At 71.1% G+C, this 19,869-nt stretch carries 17 protein-coding genes; 12 read left to right on the forward strand and 5 right to left on the reverse strand.

The window, feature by feature from the left end; translation table 11 throughout:
• Nucleotides 1–89 precede the first annotated feature (89 nt).
• Entirely contained in the window at nt 90–908 is an 819-nt protein-coding gene (locus tag ACZ6ZP_RS21980) for a hypothetical protein (RefSeq protein WP_469407934.1), read from the forward strand.
• Between the two features lie 158 nt (nt 909–1,066).
• Here ACZ6ZP_RS21980 and disA read toward each other — a convergent pair whose 3' ends face one another.
• Nucleotides 1,067–2,191, reverse strand: a complete 1,125-nt coding sequence (gene disA, locus ACZ6ZP_RS21985) for a DNA integrity scanning diadenylate cyclase DisA (RefSeq protein ID WP_351171782.1) — start codon at nt 2,189–2,191, stop codon at nt 1,067–1,069.
• 79 nt (nt 2,192–2,270) lie between these two features.
• Nucleotides 2,271–3,680, reverse strand: a complete 1,410-nt coding sequence (radA, locus tag ACZ6ZP_RS21990) for a DNA repair protein RadA (RefSeq protein WP_469407936.1) — start codon at nt 3,678–3,680, stop codon at nt 2,271–2,273.
• A gap of 210 nt (nt 3,681–3,890) precedes the next feature.
• Between radA and ACZ6ZP_RS21995 the strand changes: the two genes are divergently transcribed.
• Nucleotides 3,891–5,567 (forward strand): BACON domain-containing protein, encoded by a 1,677-nt coding sequence (locus ACZ6ZP_RS21995; protein WP_469407937.1) that lies wholly within the window; start codon nt 3,891–3,893, stop codon nt 5,565–5,567.
• A 117-nt stretch (nt 5,568–5,684) separates the two neighbouring features.
• Here the strand turns inward: ACZ6ZP_RS21995 and ACZ6ZP_RS22000 are convergent, their stop codons facing one another.
• A complete protein-coding gene (locus tag ACZ6ZP_RS22000; protein ID WP_469407938.1) occupies nt 5,685–6,524 on the reverse strand; it encodes a DUF3109 family protein in 840 nt (279 codons plus the stop codon).
• 71 nt (nt 6,525–6,595) lie between these two features.
• Between ACZ6ZP_RS22000 and ACZ6ZP_RS22005 the strand changes: the two genes are divergently transcribed.
• The 5 genes from ACZ6ZP_RS22005 to ACZ6ZP_RS22025 all read left to right on the forward strand — a co-directional run bounded on the left by ACZ6ZP_RS22005 (nt 6,596) and on the right by ACZ6ZP_RS22025 (nt 11,575).
• Nucleotides 6,596–7,528: a Ppx/GppA family phosphatase gene (locus ACZ6ZP_RS22005; RefSeq protein WP_351171770.1), complete on the forward strand. Its 933-nt coding sequence runs from the start codon at nt 6,596–6,598 to the stop codon at nt 7,526–7,528.
• A 125-nt stretch (nt 7,529–7,653) separates the two neighbouring features.
• Nucleotides 7,654–8,478, forward strand: a complete 825-nt coding sequence (locus tag ACZ6ZP_RS22010; protein ID WP_351171767.1) for a sugar phosphate isomerase/epimerase family protein — start codon at nt 7,654–7,656, stop codon at nt 8,476–8,478.
• Entirely contained in the window at nt 8,475–9,104 is a 630-nt protein-coding gene (locus tag ACZ6ZP_RS22015; RefSeq protein ID WP_361471803.1) for a TetR/AcrR family transcriptional regulator, read from the forward strand. Before ACZ6ZP_RS22010 ends, ACZ6ZP_RS22015 begins: the two co-directional genes overlap by 4 nt.
• A gap of 144 nt (nt 9,105–9,248) precedes the next feature.
• Nucleotides 9,249–11,102, forward strand: coding sequence for a dihydroxy-acid dehydratase (ilvD, locus tag ACZ6ZP_RS22020; RefSeq protein WP_469407940.1), 1,854 nt, complete (start codon nt 9,249–9,251; stop codon nt 11,100–11,102).
• Between the two features lie 179 nt (nt 11,103–11,281).
• Nucleotides 11,282–11,575 (forward strand): SH3 domain-containing protein, encoded by a 294-nt coding sequence (locus ACZ6ZP_RS22025; RefSeq protein WP_351171758.1) that lies wholly within the window; start codon nt 11,282–11,284, stop codon nt 11,573–11,575.
• A 53-nt stretch (nt 11,576–11,628) separates the two neighbouring features.
• On the opposite strand, the gene ACZ6ZP_RS22030 is transcribed toward ACZ6ZP_RS22025, so the two are convergent.
• Nucleotides 11,629–13,899: a protein kinase domain-containing protein gene (locus ACZ6ZP_RS22030; protein WP_469407941.1), complete on the reverse strand. Its 2,271-nt coding sequence runs from the start codon at nt 13,897–13,899 to the stop codon at nt 11,629–11,631.
• A 144-nt stretch (nt 13,900–14,043) separates the two neighbouring features.
• On the opposite strand from ACZ6ZP_RS22030, the gene ACZ6ZP_RS22035 reads away from it, so the two are divergent.
• The 5 genes from ACZ6ZP_RS22035 (at nt 14,044) to proC (ending at nt 18,000) form a co-directional block, all read left to right on the forward strand.
• Entirely contained in the window at nt 14,044–14,595 is a 552-nt protein-coding gene (locus ACZ6ZP_RS22035; RefSeq protein ID WP_468614271.1) for an EamA/RhaT family transporter, read from the forward strand.
• A 96-nt stretch (nt 14,596–14,691) separates the two neighbouring features.
• Nucleotides 14,692–15,453: a class I SAM-dependent methyltransferase gene (locus tag ACZ6ZP_RS22040; protein WP_469407943.1), complete on the forward strand. Its 762-nt coding sequence runs from the start codon at nt 14,692–14,694 to the stop codon at nt 15,451–15,453.
• 53 nt (nt 15,454–15,506) lie between these two features.
• The gene (locus ACZ6ZP_RS22045; RefSeq protein ID WP_469407945.1) at nt 15,507–16,364 is read left to right on the forward strand and encodes an ABC transporter ATP-binding protein; all 858 of its coding nucleotides are present in this window, start codon (nt 15,507–15,509) and stop codon (nt 16,362–16,364) included.
• Nucleotides 16,361–17,098 carry an ABC transporter permease gene (locus ACZ6ZP_RS22050; RefSeq protein WP_366463689.1) on the forward strand — a complete coding sequence of 246 codons (738 nt, stop codon included), beginning with the start codon at nt 16,361–16,363 and terminating at the stop codon, nt 17,096–17,098. The genes ACZ6ZP_RS22045 and ACZ6ZP_RS22050 overlap by 4 nt, the downstream gene beginning before the upstream one ends.
• 89 nt (nt 17,099–17,187) lie before the next feature.
• Nucleotides 17,188–18,000, forward strand: coding sequence for a pyrroline-5-carboxylate reductase (proC, locus tag ACZ6ZP_RS22055; protein ID WP_351171740.1), 813 nt, complete (start codon nt 17,188–17,190; stop codon nt 17,998–18,000).
• A 124-nt stretch (nt 18,001–18,124) separates the two neighbouring features.
• Here the strand turns inward: proC and trpS are convergent, their stop codons facing one another.
• Nucleotides 18,125–19,135, reverse strand: a complete 1,011-nt coding sequence (trpS, locus tag ACZ6ZP_RS22060) for a tryptophan--tRNA ligase (RefSeq protein WP_469407947.1) — start codon at nt 19,133–19,135, stop codon at nt 18,125–18,127.
• Nucleotides 19,136–19,869: the final 734 nt, after the last annotated feature.

Genomic DNA, 19,869 nt, shown 5'->3' on the forward strand with positions numbered 1-19,869 from the left:
CCTGTTCCGTGATGATGATCCGGAAACTTTGTCGCTCAGGGCGGCGGGTGGGGCAGGACAAGGCGCGGATCTCTCGTAAGGTTTGGGCCGTGGGATCTCTGCGCAATCCGGTCGGGCCGCTTCCCTCCACCATCTACTGGCGTCGGAGGGCCGTTCTGCTGTCCTTGATCGGGCTGATGGCGCTTCTAGTCGTGTGGGTGCTCACCATGGGGAGTGGGGGCCAGAAGAACGGCGCCGACGGTCCTTCGGGCTCCGGACCCGCCAGGTCCATCACTCCCGGCCCCTCCAGTTCGGGGCCCGCCATCAGTCAAAACCCGGGCGGGCGCGACGAGTCGGGCGACGGGGACGACTCCGGCTCCGGCTCCGGTGGCTCGGGCGGTGGCTCCGGTGACTCCGGGGGGTCCGGCGGATCGGGCGACTCCGGCGGCGGGGACGGCAGCGGCTCGGACGACGGCGCCAAGGGCGGCGGCGGTGCGGGCGGACAGCTGCCCGCCGGGTCGAGCCTGCCCAACTGCGTGAGCGGCGACGTGAAGTTGAAGCTGCGGAGCGTCCACAACACGTACGAGATCGGCGAGAAGCCCAAGTTCGAGCTCATCGCCCAGAACAGCGCGGGCAAGGCCTGCAAGGTGGATCTCGGCGGCAAGAAGACGGTGCTGACGATCACTCAGGCCGACGGCGACAAGGAGATCTGGTCCTCGGCGGACTGCCCCGCCGGTGACGGGAGCCTGTTGCTGCGGGTGCCGGGCGACGGGCGCGTCACACGCACCGTCGAGTGGGACGGCCGGGGCAGCGAGCCCAAGTGCGCGACGCCTTCGGCGGGCCTCGCGGGCGCGGGGACCTACCTTGTCGAGGCGAAGTCCCCGGGCCTGGGCTCGGTGAAGACGTCGTTCGTGCTCGAAGAGGCCTGACCGGCGCCTGAACGCCCGGGCGCCTTCGGGCGATCGGATGGGCGCTCGGACGGACGATCGGATGGGTGGGCGGGAAACCTACCACCCACCCGGGACCACCCACCCGGGACCACCCACCCGGGATCACTCACCCGGGACCACCCACCCGCCGGCGCCCTCTAGACGTACCGCTCCAAGATCGACGACTCGGCGAGGCGGGACAGGCCTTCCCGGACACTGCGGGCCCGCGCTTCACCGACCCCGTCCACCGTCTGAAGGTCATCGACGCTCGCGGCGAGCAGCTTCTGCAGACCGCCGAAGTGCTCGACCAGCCGGTCGATGATCGCGCCGGGGAGACGCGGCACCTTGGCCAGGAGCCGGAAGCCCCGCGGGGAGACCGCGGAGTCCAGCGCCTCCGGAGAGCCGGTGTATCCCAACGCCCGTGCCACGGTGGGCAGTTCGAGCAGCTCCGCGTGCGAGAGCGCGTCCAGCTCGAAGAGCGCCTCCTCGACCGTGCGGGAGCGCTTGGCGGTCGGCTCGGGCACGTAGTCCCGGACGACCAGCTCGCGCTCGGGCTCGACGCCCGCGATCAACTCGTCCAGCTGGAGGGCGAGAAGGCGGCCGTCCGTGCCCAGCTCCACCACGTATTCGGCGATCTCCGTGGCGATGCGGCGCACCATCTCCAGGCGCTGGGCGACCGCGGTGACGTCGCGAACCGTCACCAAGTCCTCGATCTCCAGGGCGGACAGGGTGCCCGCCACCTCGTCGAGGCGCAGCTTGTAGCGCTCCAGGGTCGCCAGGGCCTGGTTCGCGCGGGACAGGATCGCCGCCGAGTCCTCCAGGACCTTGCGCTGCCCGTCCACGTAGAGCGCGATGAGGCGCATGGACTGGGAGACGGAGACGATGGGGAAGGCCACCTGCTTGGACACGCGGTCCGCGGTGCGGTGCCGGGTGCCCGTCTCCTCGGTGGGGATCGTCGGGTCGGGGACGAGCTGCACGCCCGCCCGCAGGATCTTGGTGATGTCCTTGTCGACGACGATGCCGCCGTCGAGCTTGCACAGCTCGCGCAGGCGCGTCGCCGTGAACTCGACGTCCAGGATGAAGCCGCCCGTACACATGGACTCGACGGTCTTGTCCCAGCCGAGGACGATGAGCCCTCCGGTGTTGCCGCGGAGGATGCGCTCGAGTCCGTCGCGCAGGCCCGTGCCGGGCGCGACCGCGCTCAGGGAGGCGCGCATCAGCCCGTCGGCACCGGAGCTTCCACCGGGCTTGCCGGGAGCTGACGCCCGGTCGTTGGCTGCCACTGCACTCCTCGGGTCGCGGGTTGTCCAAGCCCCGGTCCGTACGTCTGCTTCGTACGGATGGGCGAGACCAGGGCAAAGTCTACCGGCGCTCTTCGTCCTCCCGTGGGGCCTCTCTGCGACGCGACCTCGGAAGGACACGCAGGGCGTCCCCCATGTCGGCGACTTCGGTGACCTTCATACCGGGTGGGACCTTGCCCGGGTCGGCGGGGACGAGGGCGTGTGTGAAGCCCAGACGGTGGGCTTCGGCCAGCCTGCGCTGGACTCCCGTGACCCGTCTGACCTCGCCCGCGAGGCCCACTTCGCCGATCGCGACGAGATTTTTCGGCAGCGGGGTGTCGCTCGCCGCGCTGGCCAGGGCGAGGGCGATCGCGAGGTCCGCGGCCGGCTCGGAGAGCTTCACGCCGCCGACCGTCGCGCTGTAGATGTCGCGCTTGCCGAGCGCGGCGATGCGGCCCCGCTGCTCCAGGACGGCCAGCATCATCGAGACGCGGGAGGTCTCCAGGCCGGACGTGGTGCGCCGGGGGGAGGGGATCTGGGAGTCGACGGTGAGCGCCTGGACCTCGGCCACCAGGGGGCGGCGGCCTTCGAGCGTGACCGTCAGACAGGTGCCGGGGACGGCCTCCGTGCGGCGGGTGAGGAAGAGGCCGCTGGGGTCGGTGAGGCCGGTGATGCCCTCGTCGTGCAGCTCGAAGCAGCCGACCTCGTCCGTCGTCCCGTAACGGTTCTTGACGCCCCGTACGAGACGCAGGCGGGCGTGGCGGTCGCCCTCGAAGGACAGGACGACGTCCACGAGGTGCTCAAGGAGGCGGGGGCCCGCGATCGCGCCGTCCTTGGTGACGTGGCCGACCAGGAGCGTGGACATGCCGCGCTCCTTGGAGGCGCGGATCAGCGCGCCCGCCACCTCGCGGACCTGGGCCATGCCGCCCGGCGCCCCGTCGATCTCCGGGGAGGCGATCGTCTGGACCGAGTCGAGGATCAGGAGGGACGGCTTCACCGCGTCCAAGTGGCCGAGGACGGCGGCCAGATCGGTCTCCGCCGCCAGATAGAGGTGGTCGTGGATCGCCTTGATGCGGTCGGCGCGCAGCCGGACCTGGCTCGCCGACTCCTCGCCGGTGACATAGAGCGTGCGGTGCTCCTCGCTCGCCGACTTCGCCGCGACGTCCAGGAGCAGCGTCGACTTGCCGACGCCGGGCTCGCCCGCGAGCAGCGCGACGGCTCCGGGGACCAGGCCGCCGCCCAGGACGCGGTCGAACTCGGGCACGCCGGTGGAGCGTGCGGTGGCCTGGCGGCCGTCGACCTCGCCGATGGGCAGGGCGGAGGAGGTGACGCGGCCGGGGGCGGTGGTGCGGACGGCGGGCGCGCCGTACTCCTCGACCGTCCCCCAGGCCTGGCACTCGGGGCAGCGGCCGAGCCACTTGGCCGTCTGCCAGCCGCATTCGGTGCAGCGGTAGGACGGCCGGTCTTTGCCGGACTTCGTACGAGTGGCCATGAACGGAACCGTAGCGGGCAGCACTGACAACACCGACAGGGGCGCACGCGATCCGAACGACTCGGGGCCCGAGTCACGGAATCATGGGTTCCTGTCCCCTTTTGAGGGATCTGTTCACCCGTAAGGATTAAATGTGCTCAAGGTGGAGGAAGGGCGCGGCATCATCCGCCTAACTTCGCACGGGTGATGAGCAGCAGGCCGGAATCCCCCATGCAAGCAACCGGCGCACACCGGGCGCATCGTGACGCGCGCCAGCGCGTTGTGCCGCGCTCGGTGCCGCAGGCGCCGCCCGCACGCTATGAGCCCTGTCTGGACGGCCTGTTCACGTACTGCCTGTCCGTGCTCTGCGATCACGACGCCGCGACCGCCGCCCTGGGCGACGTGCTCGCCATCGCCGAGCGCCGGGGCTCCCGTGGTCCGGCCGCCGAGACCGAACTGAAGTCCTGGCTGTACGCACTCGCCCGCTGGGTCTGTCTGCGCGCCCTCGCCGAGGCCAAGCGCAAGCGCCAGGGCACGCACGCCTCCGGATCGGCCTCCCGCGTCCCCAAGGCCGCCGAGCCCGCCGAGCCGCCGGACGAGACGCAGCGTCAGCGGCGCCGCGAACTCGCCCAGCTGGCCTGGCCGGAGGCCGCGGGGACGACGCCCGAGCAGCGCGAGGCCCTGGAGCTCGCCGTCCGCCACCAGCTCTCCCCGCAGGAGGTCGCGTCGGTCATCGGCATGCCCGTCGCCAAGACCCGTGACCTGCTCGCGTCCGCCGCCTGCGAGGTGGAGCGCACCCGGGCCGCGCTCGCCGTCGTGGAGACCGGCACCTGCCCGATCGTCGCCCGCCTCACCGGCGACAACCAGCTCCTCCTGGGCACGGCCCTGCGCCGCGAGCTCGTCCGGCACGTGGACGACTGCCCGCGCTGCCGCCGCACCGCCGAGCGCGCCGGATCCGGTGCCTGGCCCGGCACGGCGGCGTCCCCGGCCGCGCTGCCCGTCATCGAGGCCCCGCGGGCCGCCGTGCACGTGGCGATGGCGCACGTCCCGCGGGCGCGGGGAGGCGGTCCGCGCTTCGACGGGCGCGGATTCCCGATGGACCCCAAGGACCACGCGGCGCGCCGCGACCGGATGCGCGCGCGTGCCGTCACGACGACGGTCGTCGCCACGGTGGTGGCCGCGCCGGTGCTCGCGCTCTGGGCGGCGTATCGCGGGGCGCCGCTGACCGGTGAGGGGCAGGACGGCCGCTCGGTCAGCGCGAGCGAGGCCGAGTCCGACGGGGCGAACGGCGACCGCAGACGCGAGGACTACGAGAACGCGGGCAACGCGCACACGCCGCCCGACCCCCGCTTCACCGCGGGCAGCCGCTCGCCGGACGTCTCGGTGGAGGTCATCAGCGCCGGATCGCCGCCGTCCCGCTCGGGGACCGGCGCCGGCCGCCTCACCGTCTCGGCGCAGCCGAGCGGCGGCACGACGCTGATCACGCTCTCCGCGTCGGGGGGCGAGCCGGTCCACTGGTCGGCGAGCACCGGGGCGTCCTGGCTCTACCTGAGCCGGTCGTCCGGGACGCTCCGGCCGGGGGAGACGTTCACGATCCGGGTGTACGTGGACCATGCGAGGGAGCCCGCGGGCCACTGGAGCGCACGGGTCTCCATCGCCCCCTCAGGGGCGATCATCTCGATCGACGGATACGGCAACGGCTCGGGCCGCCCGACGCACCCGGGCCCCCGCCCCACCCCAAAACCGACCCCACCGAAGCCGACCCCTCCGACTCCGGACCCGACCCCGACCCCTTCGGAACCGGACCCCACCCCAACCTCACCGGACCCGACGCCCACGCCATCGGACCCGGGCGACTCATCACCCCCACCAAGCGACAGCGGGGACCCGAGCCCGAGCGAGGGCTAGTTTTTGCCGACGCTCATCGAGCGCCGGACGGGCTGGATTTCCAGCCCGTCCGGCGCTTGAGGACGAACTCGGCGGAGCCGGTGATTGCGGCAACCAAGGCCACGGCTCCGCCGGTTTCTACCGAGAGGGATCCGCCGGATGCGGCGCAAGCAGCGGCAGCTGAGACGCGAGGCGTTCCTCGCACAGCTTCGCGAGCCGGTCGTACCCCTCCTTGCCCATCAGCTCCGTCAGCTCGGGGCGGTAGGAGACGTACACGGGGTCACCCGCACCGTGCGCCGACGTCGCCGAAGTGCACCACCAGTGCAGATCGTGGCCCCCGGGACCCCAGCCCCGCCGGTCGTACTCCCCGATGGACACCTGCAGGATGCGCGTGTCGTCGGGCCTGTCGATCCACTCGTACGTCCGCCGCACCGGCAACTGCCAGCAGACGTCCGGCTTCGTCTCCAGCGGCTCACGCCCCTCCTTCAGCGCCAGGATGTGCAGCGAGCACCCCGCGCCCCCGGCGAAACCGGGGCGGTTCTGGAAGATGCAGGAGCCGTTGTACGGACGGGTCTGGCGCTCGCCGTCGTCGTCCGTCGACACCCAGCCGGTCTCCGTGCCGATCTCGTGGTGCTGCCAGATGTCCGGCGTGAGCCGCGCCACGGACTCGGCGACCCGCTTCTCGTCGTCCTCGTCCGAGAAGTGCGCGCCCAGCGTGCAGCAGCCGTCGTCCGCCCGGCCCGCCGCGATGCCCTGGCAGCCACTGCCGAAGATGCAGCTCCACCGAGAGGTCAGCCATGTCAGATCGCAGCGGAAGACCTGCTCGTCGTCCGCGGGATCCGGGAACTCCACCCAGGCACGGGCGAAGTCGAGGCCCTTCTCGTCCGGCTGCACCTTCCCCGGGCGCACCTTCTCCGGCTTCCCCGACTTCTTCTGTGACTTCGTTTTGTCGGTCTTCGCCTTTTTCGTCTTTGGCACGTCTCCAGGGTATGCGCGCGGTGCCCGGTCCGAGGACCAGCGAGCGTCGTACGCGCAGTAGCGTTCCGTATATGAGACTCGGTGTCCTCGACGTAGGTTCGAACACGGTGCATCTGCTGGTGGTGGACGCACACCCCGGCGCGCGCCCCCTGCCCGCGTACTCGCACAAGGCGGACCTGCGCCTCGCCCAACTCCTCGACGATGCCGGGGCGATCGGCCCGGAAGGCGTCGAACGTCTGGTCGGCACGGTCCGTGACGCGATGGAGGCCGCCGAGGACAAGGGCGTGGAGGACCTGCTGCCGTTCGCGACCTCCGCCGTACGCGAGGCCAGCAACGCCGATCAGGTCCTCGCGCGCGTCAGGGAGGAGACCGGCGTCGACCTCCAGGTCCTCACCGGCGCCGAGGAGGCCCGCCTCACCTTCCTCGCGGCCCGCCGCTGGTTCGGCTGGTCGGCGGGAAAGCTCCTGGTCATCGACATCGGCGGCGGCTCGCTCGAAATCGCGTACGGCATCGACGAGGAACCGGACGCCGCGGTCAGCCTGCCGCTCGGCGCCGGCCGGCTCACCTCGGCCTGGCTGGCCCAGGACCCGCCGGACCCCGCCGACGTGAAGGCGCTGCGGCGCCACGCGCGCGCCCAGATCGCGCGCACGGTCGGCGAGTTCAGCCGCTTCGGCGCGCCGGACCACGTCGTGGCGACGTCGAAGACGTTCAAGCAGCTCGCCAGGCTCGCGGGAGCCGCGCGCTCCGCCGAGGGTCTCTACGTACAGCGCGAGCTGAAGCGGAAGTCCCTGGAGGACTGGGTTCCGCAGCTGGCCGCGATGACCGCGGCGGAGCGTGCCGAGCTGCCCGGGGTCTCCGAGGGGCGGGCCGGACAGCTGCTCGCGGGGGCGCTCGTCGCCGAGGGTGCGATGGATCTCTTCGGGGTCGAGACGCTGGAGATCTGTCCTTGGGCGCTGCGCGAGGGCGTGATCCTGCGCAGGCTCGACCATCTTCCGACCACGTAGGGCGCCGACGCGGACAACGGTGCGTAGGCGGCCGTCTCGGCGGCGGTAGACGTACGTCACAGAGGACTCGGGTGTGTGGGAGACCACCTCCCCGGTGCCCAGGCGCGGCCCGTACGCTGTCCCTCGTGGCAGAACCAGTGGTGCGCATCCCGGATGCGAAGGTCGCCCTGTCGACGGCCTCGGTCTATCCGGAGTCGACGGCGACGGCCTTCGAGATCGCGGCACGCCTGGGCTACGACGGAGTCGAGGTCATGGTGTGGACCGACCCCGTCAGCCAGGACATCGAGGCCCTGCGCAGACTCAGCGACTACCACCAGATCCCGATCCTCGCCGTGCACGCCCCGTGTCTCCTGATCACGCAGCGCGTGTGGTCCACGGACCCCTGGGTGAAGCTCCAGCGCGCACAGACCGCCGCCGAGAAGCTGGGCGCGTCGACCGTCGTCGTGCACCCGCCCTTCCGCTGGCAGCGCGGGTACGCGAACGCCTTCGTCGAGGGCATCTGGCGCATGGCCGACGAGACGGACGTGCGCTTCGCCGTCGAGAACATGTACCCGTGGCGCTACCGCGACCGCGAGATGCTCGCCTACGCCCCCGACTGGGACGTCACCAAGGACGACTACCGCCACTTCACGGTCGACCTCAGCCACACCGCGACCGCCCGCACGGACGCGATGCAGATGATCGACCGCATGGGCGACCGCCTGGGCCACGTCCACCTCGCCGACGGCAAGGGCTCCGCCAAGGACGAGCACCTGGTGCCCGGCCGCGGCACACAGCCGTGCGCCGAGCTCCTGGAGCGCCTCGCGACGAGCGGCTTCGACGGGCACGTCGTCATCGAGGTCAATACGCGCCGCGCGATGTCCAGCGCCGAGCGCGAGGCCGACCTCGCCGAGGCCCTCGCCTACACGCGGCTGCACCTGGCGTCCGCGGTGAAGGTGCCCCGGTCGTGACGGCGGCGGCGAAGGGCGGTGCGGCTCCGCGCCGCAGAGGACGCCCTTCCCGTACGCAGTCGGCCGAGGGCCCGGCGATGCGGGACCGCATCCTGGAGGCGGCCCGCACCGAGTTCTCCGCCCGTGGGTACGAGAAGACGTCCGTGCGCGGGATCGCCAAGGCGGCCGGGGTGGACTCGGCGCTCGTGCACCACTACTTCGGCACCAAGGAGCAGGTCTTCGAGGCGTCGATCGAAGTGGCCTTCGCGCCCGCGCTCGACGCGCCCGCGGCGATCGAGGAGGGCCCGCTCGAAGGCGTCGGCGAGCGCCTGACCCGCTTCGTCTTCGGCGTCTGGGAGAACCCCGCGACCCGCGTACCGCTGCTCGCGATCGTGCGCTCGGCGGTGAACAACGACACGGCCGCGGCCGTCTTCCGCCGCCTCATCGCCGCGCAGCTGCTCGGCAGGATGGCGAGCCGCATCGACCGGCCGGACGCGGAGCTGCGGGCGGAACTCGCGGCCGCGCAGCTGGTGGGCACGGCGATGCTGCGGTACGTGATCCAGGTGGAGCCGCTGGCCTCCGCGGACCCGGAGGCGATCATCGCGCGGATCGCGCCGGTGGTGCAGGGGCATCTGACCGGGCCGTGAGCCGGCCGCGTACGGACTCCCGTGCTCCGCTCACCGAGACGGCCGTCCCGCCATCCGGACAGGCTGTCCAGATCGTGGAGCGTCGGCGTACGCTCGATGACAGTCGATTCCTATGCCTCTGAGTCCCTGAAGGAGCGAGCGACGATGCCCGAGCTCAGGTCCCGCACAGTCACCCACGGCCGCAACATGGCGGGCGCACGCGCCCTTATGCGTGCCTCCGGTGTACCCGGCGCGGACATCGGGCGGAAGCCGATCATCGCCGTCGCCAACTCCTTCACCGAGTTCGTCCCGGGCCACACCCACCTCCAGCCGGTCGGCCGGATCGTCTCCGAGGCGATCACCGCGGCGGGCGCCATCCCGCGCGAGTTCAACACGATCGCCGTGGACGACGGCATCGCGATGGGCCACGGCGGCATGCTGTACTCCCTCCCCTCCCGCGACCTGATCGCGGACTCGGTGGAGTACATGGTGGAGGCGCACTGCGCCGACGCCCTGATCTGCATCTCCAACTGCGACAAGATCACCCCCGGCATGCTGAACGCGGCCCTGCGGCTCAACATCCCGACGGTCTTCGTCTCCGGCGGCCCGATGGAGGCCGGCAAGGCCACGCTGGTCGACGGCACGGTCCGCAAACTGGACCTGGTCAACGCGATCAGCGACGCGGTCGACGAGAGCGTCTCGGACGAGGACATCCTGCGCATCGAGGAGAACGCCTGCCCGACCTGTGGCAGCTGTTCCGGCATGTTCACGGCCAACTCCATGAACTGCCTGACCGAGGCCATCGGCCTCTCCCTGCCGGGCAACGGCTCGGTGCTCGCCACGCACACCGCCCGCAAGGCGCTGTACGAGAGGGCGGGTGAGACGGTCGTCGAGATCGCCAAGCGGTACTACGACGGCGACGACGAGTCGGTCCTGCCGCGCAGCATCGCCACGCGCGCCGCCTTCGACAACGCCATGGCCCTGGACATCTCCATGGGCGGCTCCACGAACACGATCCTGCACCTGCTGGCCGCCGCGCAGGAGGCCGAGCTCGACTACACCCTCGCCGACATGGACGCGGTCTCGCGCCGCGTGCCCTGCCTGGCGAAGGTCGCCCCGAACGTGGCGCCCGGCGGCACGTACTACATGGAGGACGTGCACCGCGCAGGCGGCATCCCCGCGATCCTCGGCGAGCTGTACCGCGCGGGCCTCCTGAACGAGGACGTGCACACGGTCCACTCCCAGTCCATCAAGGACTGGCTGGACACGTGGGACGTGCGCGGCGGTTCGCCGTCCGCGGAGGCGGTCGAACTGTGGCACGCGGCCCCCGGCTGCGAGCGCTCGGCGACGGCCTTCTCCCAGTCGAAGCGCTGGGACAGCCTGGACACGGACGCCGCGGGCGGCTGCATCCGCGACGCGGCCCACGCGTACTCCGAGGACGGCGGCCTGGCGGTCCTCAAGGGCAACCTGGCGGTGGACGGCTGCGTCGTGAAGACGGCGGGCGTCGACGAGTCGATCTGGACGTTCGAGGGCCCCGCGGTCGTCTGCGAGTCGCAGGAAGAGGCCGTCGACAAGATCCTCAAGAAGCAGGTGAAGCCGGGTGACGTGGTCGTCATCCGCTACGAGGGCCCCAAGGGCGGCCCCGGCATGCAGGAGATGCTCTACCCCACGTCCTTCCTGAAGGGCCGCGGCCTCGGCAAGGCCTGCGCCCTGGTCACGGACGGCCGCTTCTCCGGCGGCACGTCGGGCCTGTCGATCGGCCACGCGTCGCCCGAGGCGGCGTCCGGCGGCACGATCGCCCTGGTCGAGGACGGCGACCGCATCCGCATCGACATCCCGAACCGAGGCATCGAACTCCTGGTCCCGGAAGCGGAGCTGACCGCCCGCCGCGAGGCCCTGGGCGGCGTCTACGCCCCCAAGGCGAGGGAGCGCAAGGTCTCGGCAGCGCTGCGTGCCTACGCGGCCATGGCCACCAGCGCGGACCGCGGCGCGGTCCGCGACGTGTCGAAGCTGGGCTAGCCGCCTGAGGTGTGCCGTCGCGCCCGGGCCGGAGATTCTCCGGCCCGGGCCCGACGCGTTTTCGGGGCGGCCACCGCAACCACCCCACCCCCCTCGCGCGTCCACCCAGTGACGAACATGCCAAGGGCGGCCACGAGTCCACGAGGCCGGGAGCCGCCGCTTTCACGGGGGAGAGAAGCATGAGCGAGAACGTCATGGCACCAGAGTCCGCGGAGGACATCGCGGCCGCGGCGGCGAAGACGTACGTGCTGGCCGCGGACGTCAACGTCCGCTCGGGACCGGGCACGTCGTTCGACAAGGTGGGCCGCCTCTCGGCAGGAACGCGAGTGACGATCCACTGCCAGAAGCCGGGCGAGAAGGTCACGGGCCCGACCGGCACGTCGAGGCTCTGGGACCGCATCGGCAGCGGCCGCTATGTCTCCGACACGTACGTCCGCACGGGCAGCGACGGCTACGTGGCACCCCGCTGCTGAGTTCCGCACACGAGCGTCATCCGTACGCGAGCGTCAGGGGAAGCCGCCCAGGGTCACCGGGACTTGGGCGGCTTCGTCGCGTCGAACGAGAAGACCGTGTTCTTGGACGCGGCCACGACCACCACCCGCCCGGAAACGGTGACCCGCGGACTCGCGTTCATCTCACCGCCGAGCCCCTCCGCGCGCGGATCGGTGCTCCACAGGGTCCTGCCCCGCGGCGAAAGAGCGACCACACGCCCGCTGGGCGAGCTGAAGTACAGCGTGCCGCCGCCCTCCGCGGGCCCGGAGGCCCCTTCCACACCTGTCTGCCGGGACCACTTCTCCCGGCCCGTCTCGGGGTCCACCGCACTGATCCGCCCGGTCGGCTCGGCGAAGTAGACGGTGCCGTTCGCGACGCCGGGCGTCGCGCCGTACGTCTTCTTCAGCGGCCGGGCCGAGACGCGGCCACTGCTCGGCTCGACCCGCAGCACCTTGTCGTACCCGAGGAACTCGGCCCCGTTCATCCGCTGGTGAAGGAGTACGAGCCTGCCCTCGTCGCCGCCCACCGGGTGCACCGGCCCCGCCACCGCGATGCCCTTGCCGAACGTCCCCGACTTGAGGTCGAGGGTGTGGACGACGGGGTGGCGCACCTCGACGTTCGCGACTTCGGCGGCCGGCGCGCACATCGCGTACATCCGCTGCCCCGCCGCGACCGGCGTGCACTCCGAGCCCGCGGGGAACGGCGTCGACCACAGCGTGCGTCCGCTGTGGACGTCCCTGGCCTCGACCCGCGTACGGCCGGGGTCGACCGAAAGCACCGACGAGCCGGACAGGACCGCGTCCTGCGCCCGCCCCGTGAAGACCGTCGACTGGCCGCTGATCGGCCGGGACCACAGCTCCTTGCTGGTCCCGGCGTCCAGGGCCACCAGTTTGATGGGCTCGTCGGAGGACTCGGCCGGGAGGCGGTAGCCGACGACGGTGTCGTTCGTGGCGCCCACGATGTGCATGCCCTGCATGGGCACGCCGGGGCTCTTCACCTTCCAGACCTCCTTGCCGTCGGAGATCCGCAGCTTGGTCGCGACGACTCCGCCGCCCCCGCAGAACAACGCGTCCCCGCGCGGCACGCAGCGCACCTCGTCCGGGATGCCCTTGTCGTTGGGCACGGTCGTGCGCCACGGCCGGAAGCCCGCGGGCAGGGGCGCCTCGGCCGCCGCGACCGTGCGGTCCTTGCCGTCGCCGCCACCACCGTCGCCGGGAGAGGCGTCGGACGAGCCGAGCTGGAGCGCCGCGATGCCGCCACCGAGCGCGGCGACGGCGACGGCAGCGGCGAGCACGGGACGCCAACGGCGGCGCAGGTGACGGCCGATGAGGGTGCCTTCGGGCGCGGCGGAGGCCTGGGTGGCACCGTCACCACCGTCACCGCTCCCGTCGTCCGAGGCCAAGGCGGTGGCCGATGTCGCCCCCGAGGCCGCGGACCGGTGATGCTGCGTGTCGATGTCCCGCGTACGACTGCCCGGCGACCCCGCAGCGTCCCCCATCTCGACCGGCAGATCCCGCAGCCGCTCGAGAAGCTCGTCAGCAGAGGGCCGCGAGTCCGGCTCCTTGGCCAGACACGGCTCGACCACCGCGCGCAGAGCGGCCGGTACCGCGGCCAACTCCGGCGCCTCGTGCACTACTTGATACGCCGTCATGTACGGGCTGTCCGCGTCGAACGGCCCCTGCCCCGTCGCCGCGTACACCAGCAACGTACCCAGCGAGAAGACGTCGGACCGCGGTCCGACCCCACGCGGCGCCTGCAACTGCTCCGGCGACATGAACGGCGGCGTACCGATGACGCGTCCCGTCATCGTCAGCGTCTGCTGGTCCGCGGCGCGCGAGATGCCGAAGTCGATGACGCGCGGCCCTTCGGGCGAGAGCACGACGTTCGAGGGCTTCAGGTCGCGGTGCACGACGCCCACGCGGTGGATGTCACGCAGCGCCTCCGTCAGACCGATGGCGAGCATGCGCAGATCCGCGCCGGTCAGCGGGCCCATCTTGGCGATGTGCTGGGCGAGCGTGTGCCCCTCTATATAGGCCGTCGCCATCCACGGGTACTCGGCCTCCGAGTCGGCGTCGACCACGGCGGCGGTGAACGCGCCGCTCACCCGCCGCGCCGCCGCCACCTCCTGCCGGAAGCGGATGCGGAACTCCTCGTCCCCCGCGTACTGCTGGTGGATCAGCTTGATCGCCACGGGGCGCCCCGAGGCCGTACGCGCCAGAAAGACCGTGCCCATGCCCCCGGAGCCGAGCCGCGCCTCCAGCGGATAGCCGCCGATCTCAGCTGGGTCACCTCCGCGGAGCGACACTCTCCCCGACCTCCCCGTCCCGCGTGCACCAGTTTTCGCATGGGCCCATTTACCTGTCCTGCCTCACAAACTAGCCGCCGAGTGGTAGGGGAGGGCAAGGCGGGGGACGAATAGGGCGCGCCTGCCCGTGCCCGCGCCCGCCCCATGTCCACCGCGGGCGATACTCGACGGGTGAGCGCAGATTCCAGCACCCCCGACCGCACGGATACGCCTGCCGCGGCAGGCGTGACGGCTCCCGGCCCGCAGCCCGAGCCCATCCGCTTCTTCGGCACGACCTGGGTCGACCACGACAACGGCTACGGCGCGCGCCGCGTCGGCGTCGCGGCAGGCTCGCTGCTGGCGGCCGCCGCGGGCTGCTTCGTGCTGCGGTTCGCGTACGAGGGCATGGCGGTCGCGGACGTGGGGACGTTCGTGAACTTCCTGGTCCTCATCATGTTCTCCATCTGTAGTGCGATCGCCTTCCGCCGTACGTGGGAGGGGTTCACGCGGCGCCACGACCCGGCGTCCCAGTCGTCGATGCGCGGCCTCCTGACGATCGGCTTCGTCGGCGTCCTCCTCGCCCACTTCTTCCGCTGCCTCACCGAGGCCCCCGGCGAGAAGCTGCACCGCGACGAGTACGAGGCGGCCCGCGAGCAGTACGCGAAGCGCACGTCACGGCGCACGGGCAACCCGTCCCGCAAGAAGCGCAAGGCCTGAGCGAGAGACCCGAGCGAGACAGTGACGTGAAGGTGGGAGTGAAGGCGGGCGTGAAGGGCTGACGGAGCCCGGGACCCCGGGGCGAGGATGAACCGCATGACTTCAGCCCCTTCGCGCCGCGCGCACTCCTTCAACGCGGCAGCCGCCCAGTACGCGGCCCACCGCCCCTCCTATCCCCCCGCCCTCTTCGACGCCGTCGAGAACCTGGCGGGCCGGCCCCTGGCCGGGGCCCGCGTGCTCGACGTCGGCGCGGGCACGGGCATCGCGACCGCCCTCCTCACCGAGCGCGGCGCCCACGTCGTCGCGGTGGAGCCGGGCGACGGGATGGGGCGCGAGTTCCGCCGCGCGCTGCCGGACGTTCCCCTCGTACGGGGCGACGGCGACCACCTGCCGTTCGCGGACGGCTCGGCGGACTTCATCACGTACGCCCAGGCCTGGCACTGGACGGACCAGGAACGCTCCGCCCCGGAGGCCCTGCGCGTACTGCGCCCCGGCGGCGCGCTCGCCCTGTGGTGGAACATCACCGACCTCACGATTCCCTGGCTCGCCGTGCAGGGCACCCGGATCGCCCGCTGCCTGGGACACGACGACGAGGCCCGGCACACCGCGGACCGGGCGAGCGAGCTGACGAAGGCCCTGGACTTCCGCAAGGGCCGGGTCCGCTGGAGCCGCCGCATCCCCCTCGACTCCCACCTCGCCAACGTCGGCAGCCACTCGGCCTTCCTGGTCCTGGGCCAGGAGCGAACGGCGGCCTTCCTGGCCGACGAGCGCACGGAGCTCCTGAAGGTCTTCCCGGACGGGGTGATCGAGGAGAACTACGTCGTCGACCTCCTGGTGGCCACCCGCCCCGCCGCTTGAGCCCCGCCCCAAGGCCTTGACGCCCCCAGCGGCAGAGGCGCAATAATCATCACATGATGAATATAAAGAAGCCGCCGGCCACCGAGCCGTACGCAACCGAGCCCTACGCCAAGGAGCGGCCCGCCATCGAGGCGAGGGACCTGACCGTCGTCCGAGGCCCCCGCACAGTCCTCCGCGCCCTGAACTTCACCGTCCCGAAGGGACAGATCACCGGCCTCCTCGGCCCCTCAGGCTGCGGAAAGTCCACGCTCATGCGCGCGGCGGTAGGCACCCAGGCCAAAGTCACCGGCACCCTGAAGGTCCTCGACCAGCCGGCCGGCGCCCCCGCCCTCCGCTCCCGCATCGGCTACGTCACCCAGGACCCCTCCGTCTACGACGACCTCACCGTCCGCCAGAACCTGGACTACTTCGCCGCCGTCCTGGACCCCGGCCGCGGCACCGCGACGGCCCGCCGCCACGACCACGTCACCCGGGCCATCGAGGACGTCGACCTGACGACCCACGCCGACTCCCTCGCGGGCAACCTCTCCGGAGGCCAGCGCAGCCGCGTCTCCCTGGCGGTGGCCCTCATCGGCGCCCCCGAACTCCTGGTGCTCGACGAACCCACCGTCGGCCTCGACCCCGTACTCCGCCGCGACCTGTGGAACCTCTTCCACTCCATCGCCGCCGACCGAGGCACCACGATCCTCGTCTCCTCGCACGTCATGGACGAGGCCGAACGCTGCCACCGCCTCCTCCTCATGCGCGAAGGCGAACTCCTCGCCGACGACAGCCCAGAAGCCCTCCGCACCCGCACAGCCTCCGAGACCGTCGAGGCCGCCTTCCTCCACCTGGTCGACGAGGCCGTCGCCGCCCAGCGCGACGACACCACCCCCACCGGCGGCAGCGCCTCCACCAGGAGCCCCCGATGAACGCCCACCGCACCCTCGCCACCGCGGCCCGCGTCCTGCGCCAGCTCCGCCACGATCCACGCTCCATCGCGCTGATGCTGTTCGTCCCCAGCGTGATGCTGCTGCTCCTGCGCTACGTCTTCGACGGCAGCCCGAACACCTTCGACTCCATCGGAGCCTCGCTCCTCGGCATCTTCCCCCTCATCACGATGTTCCTGGTGACCTCCATCGCCACCCTCCGCGAACGCACCTCCGGCACCCTCGAACGCCTCCTCGCGATGCCCCTCGCCAAGGGCGACCTCATCGCGGGCTACGCCCTCGCCTTCGGCTTCCTCGCCGTCATCCAGTCCCTCCTCGCCACCGGCCTCGCCCTGTGGTCCCTGGGCCTCGACGTCACGGGCTCCGCCTGGCTGCTGCTCCTGGTCGCACTCCTCGACGCCCTGCTCGGCACGGCCCTGGGCCTCTTCGTCTCCGCCTTCGCGGCCTCCGAGTTCCAGGCCGTCCAGTTCATGCCGGCCGTGATCTTCCCCCAGCTCCTCCTCTGCGGCCTGTTCACCCCGCGCGACAACATGCATCCGGCCCTGGAAGCGATCTCGAACGTCCTCCCCATGTCGTATGCCGTGGACGGCATGAACGAAGTCCTCCGCCACCCCTCCGTCACCGGCGACTTCGTGCGTGACGCCGTCGTCGTCGCGGGCTGCGCCCTGCTCGTCCTCGCCCTGGGCGCCGCCACACTCCGCCGCCGCACGGCCTGACCCGGCAATGCGAGGATGACCCCACCAAGCTGAAGCGCCGACCCGCTCCGAGCCGAAGCGCTGAACCGCACCTGGAGGGTGACCCACACATGCCCCAGCCCGTCGCAGTCCTCGGCACCGGCAAGATCGGCGAAGCCCTCCTCAGCGGAATGATCCGGGCCGGCTGGGCCCCCGCCGACCTCCTGGTCACCACCCGCCGCTCCGAGCGCGCCGCGGAACTCCGCACCCGCTACGGCGTCGACCCCGTCAGCAACGCCGACGCCGCCAAGCAGGCCGACACCCTCATCCTCGCCGTCAAGCCGCAGGACATGGGCCGCCTCCTGGACGAGCTCGCCCCGCACGTCGCCCCCGACCGCCTGGTCATCAGCGCCGCGGCCGGCATCACCACCTCCTTCATCGAGGAGCGCCTCGCCGGCAGCACCCCCGTCGTCCGTGTCATGCCCAACACCCCGGTCCTCGTGGACGAGGGCATGTCCGTCATCTCCGCCGGCAGCCACGCCACCGCCGCGCACCTCGCCCACACCGAGGAGATCTTCGGCGCCGTCGGCAAGACCCTGCGCGTCCCCGAGACCCAGCAGGACGCCTGCACGGCCCTCTCCGGCTCCGGCCCGGCGTACTTCTACTACCTGGTCGAGGCCATGACCGACGCGGGCATCCTCCTCGGCCTGCCCCGCGACAAGGCCCACGACCTCATCGTCCAGGCCGCGATCGGCGCCGCCGTGATGCTCCGCGACAGCGGCGAACACCCGGTCAAGCTCCGCGAGAACGTCACCTCCCCTGCCGGCACCACCATCAACGCCATCCGCGAACTCGAGAACCACGGCGTACGAGCAGCCCTCATCGCCGCCCTCGAAGCCGCCCGCGACCGCAGCCGCGAACTGGCCTCCGGCAACAACAGCTGATTCCCTAGGCCCGGGGCCCGCACGGGCGCGCCCCGCGGGCCCCTGCCGTGAGGACGCGATGCGCAGCGCTTCGCATCGCGCCTCACCAACAGTCAGCCCCGCACCTACCGCAGCAGCCCCGCGCCTACCGCGTCTCCTCCACCGGCGGCAGCAGACCGATCGCGCGATAGGCGGTGTCCACCGTCGGCCGTGCCATCCCCCTGGCCCGCTCGGCCCCCCGCCGCAACACCTCCTCTACATACGCGGGATCAGCGACCAGCTCCTTGTGCTTCTCCTGCAGGGGCCTCAACATCTCCACCACGGCGTCGGCGGTGTCCTTCTTCAAAGCCCCGTACGACTCATATACACCGCTCAAGCCCTCGGGGTTCCCACCCTCACAGGACGCCAGGATCTCCAGCAGATTCGAGATCCCCGGCTTGGTCTCCCGGTCGTACTCGACCTCGCTCCCGCTGTCCGTGACAGCGCGCATGATCTTCTTCCGCACGACGTCCGGCTCGTCCAGCAGATAGACGATCCCGGCCCCGGCATCGCCGGACTTCCCCATCTTCGACGTCGGGTCCTGCAGATCCATGACTCTGGCCGCCACCTTGGGATGCGTGGCCCGCGGCACCACGAACGTGTGTCCGTACCGCTGGTTGAAGCGCACCGCCAGATCCCGGGTGAGCTCGACGTGCTGCACCTGGTCGTCGCCGACCGGCACCTGGTCCGCCCCGTACGCCAGAATGTCCGCCGCCATCAGCACGGGATAGGTGAGCAGCGAAAGCCGCACACTCCCGCCGCGAGCCCGCTCCAGCGCGGATTTCTCCTTGTACTGGATCATCCGCCGCATCTCGCCGTCCGTCGCGACGCACTCGAGCAGATACGAGAGCCGGGCGTGCTCGTCCACATGACTCTGTACGAACACGGTGGCCCGCTCGGGATCGATCCCCGACGCGAGCAACAGCGTCGCCGCCTGGCGACTGAGCCTGAGCAACCGGCCCGGATCGTGGTCCACGGTCAGGGCGTGCAGATCGACGATGCTGAACAGTGACTCGGCGCGGTGCTGATCAACCTCTGCCCACTGACGTACGGCGCCCAGGTAGTTCCCCAGGGTCAGATGCCCCGTCGGCTTGATCCCGCTGAAGATCCTTGTCATCTCTCCGCCTCCTGGTCAGGACCGCCGGCCCGACGACCGGGCTCCGGGTCCTCCAGGGGGAGAAACAAGAACGGCCGCCGAGTCGGCAGCCGTTGAGTACATGCGTATGTACGGCCGCCGTCAGGCGGCCCACCACAGCTGGGTGTGCGCATGCGTAGTCACGCCTCCAACAGTAGCCCTCGGGGGCCGCCGTGTACCGGGGTTGACACGCCAAGACCGCGTACGTAGTGTTCTCCGAGTTGCCCGACGTGAGCGTCGACCCTTGGTCGGTCCCCGGGCAGCCATTCCGCAAGAACAGAACCATTCAAACGATCGATGCCGTGTCATCTTCGATGCCCCGTCGTCTGCTCGTTTTCATGCGCTTTTGCGAAATGAGGAATCCGCGTTCGAAAGGGCGCCCCCGATTAGGTCGGGAGCCAGGATTCCGCTAAAGTCTCACTCGTCGGAACGGCCCAACAGCCGGGAAGGCAAACCCCGCTGACTGGGAATCAGGCCCGAAAGGATCTGGTAGAGTCGGAACCGCCGGAAAGGGAAACGCGAAAGCCGAAAGGTCGGAGCGGAAACCTGAAAGGCACCGAGGAAAATCGGACACGAAAGAGTCTGATAGAGTCGGAAACGCAAGAACAGAAACAAAGAAACACCGAAGGGAAGCGCCCGGAGGAAAGCCCGAGAGGGTGAGTACAAAGGAAGCGTCCGTTCCTTGAGAACTCAACAGCGTGCCAAAAGTCAACGCC

The organism is Streptomyces sp. NPDC054047 (assembly GCF_055585065.1).

What these genes read in the sequence shown, in the direction of transcription:
- radA (WP_469407936.1), bottom strand. Translation starts at nt 3,680, where the DNA reads ATGGCCACTCGTACGAAGTCCGGCAAAGACCGGCCGTCCTACCGCTGC.
- ACZ6ZP_RS21995 (WP_469407937.1), top strand. Translation starts at nt 3,891, where the DNA reads ATGCAAGCAACCGGCGCACACCGGGCGCATCGTGACGCGCGCCAGCGC.
- ACZ6ZP_RS22005 (WP_351171770.1), top strand. Translation starts at nt 6,596, where the DNA reads ATGAGACTCGGTGTCCTCGACGTAGGTTCGAACACGGTGCATCTGCTG.
- ilvD (WP_469407940.1), top strand. Translation starts at nt 9,249, where the DNA reads ATGCCCGAGCTCAGGTCCCGCACAGTCACCCACGGCCGCAACATGGCG.
- ACZ6ZP_RS22025 (WP_351171758.1), top strand. Translation starts at nt 11,282, where the DNA reads ATGAGCGAGAACGTCATGGCACCAGAGTCCGCGGAGGACATCGCGGCC.
- ACZ6ZP_RS22035 (WP_468614271.1), top strand. Translation starts at nt 14,044, where the DNA reads ATGTCCACCGCGGGCGATACTCGACGGGTGAGCGCAGATTCCAGCACC.
- ACZ6ZP_RS22040 (WP_469407943.1), top strand. Translation starts at nt 14,692, where the DNA reads ATGACTTCAGCCCCTTCGCGCCGCGCGCACTCCTTCAACGCGGCAGCC.
- ACZ6ZP_RS22045 (WP_469407945.1), top strand. Translation starts at nt 15,507, where the DNA reads ATGATGAATATAAAGAAGCCGCCGGCCACCGAGCCGTACGCAACCGAG.
- ACZ6ZP_RS22050 (WP_366463689.1), top strand. Translation starts at nt 16,361, where the DNA reads ATGAACGCCCACCGCACCCTCGCCACCGCGGCCCGCGTCCTGCGCCAG.
- proC (WP_351171740.1), top strand. Translation starts at nt 17,188, where the DNA reads ATGCCCCAGCCCGTCGCAGTCCTCGGCACCGGCAAGATCGGCGAAGCC.
- trpS (WP_469407947.1), bottom strand. Translation starts at nt 19,135, where the DNA reads ATGACAAGGATCTTCAGCGGGATCAAGCCGACGGGGCATCTGACCCTG.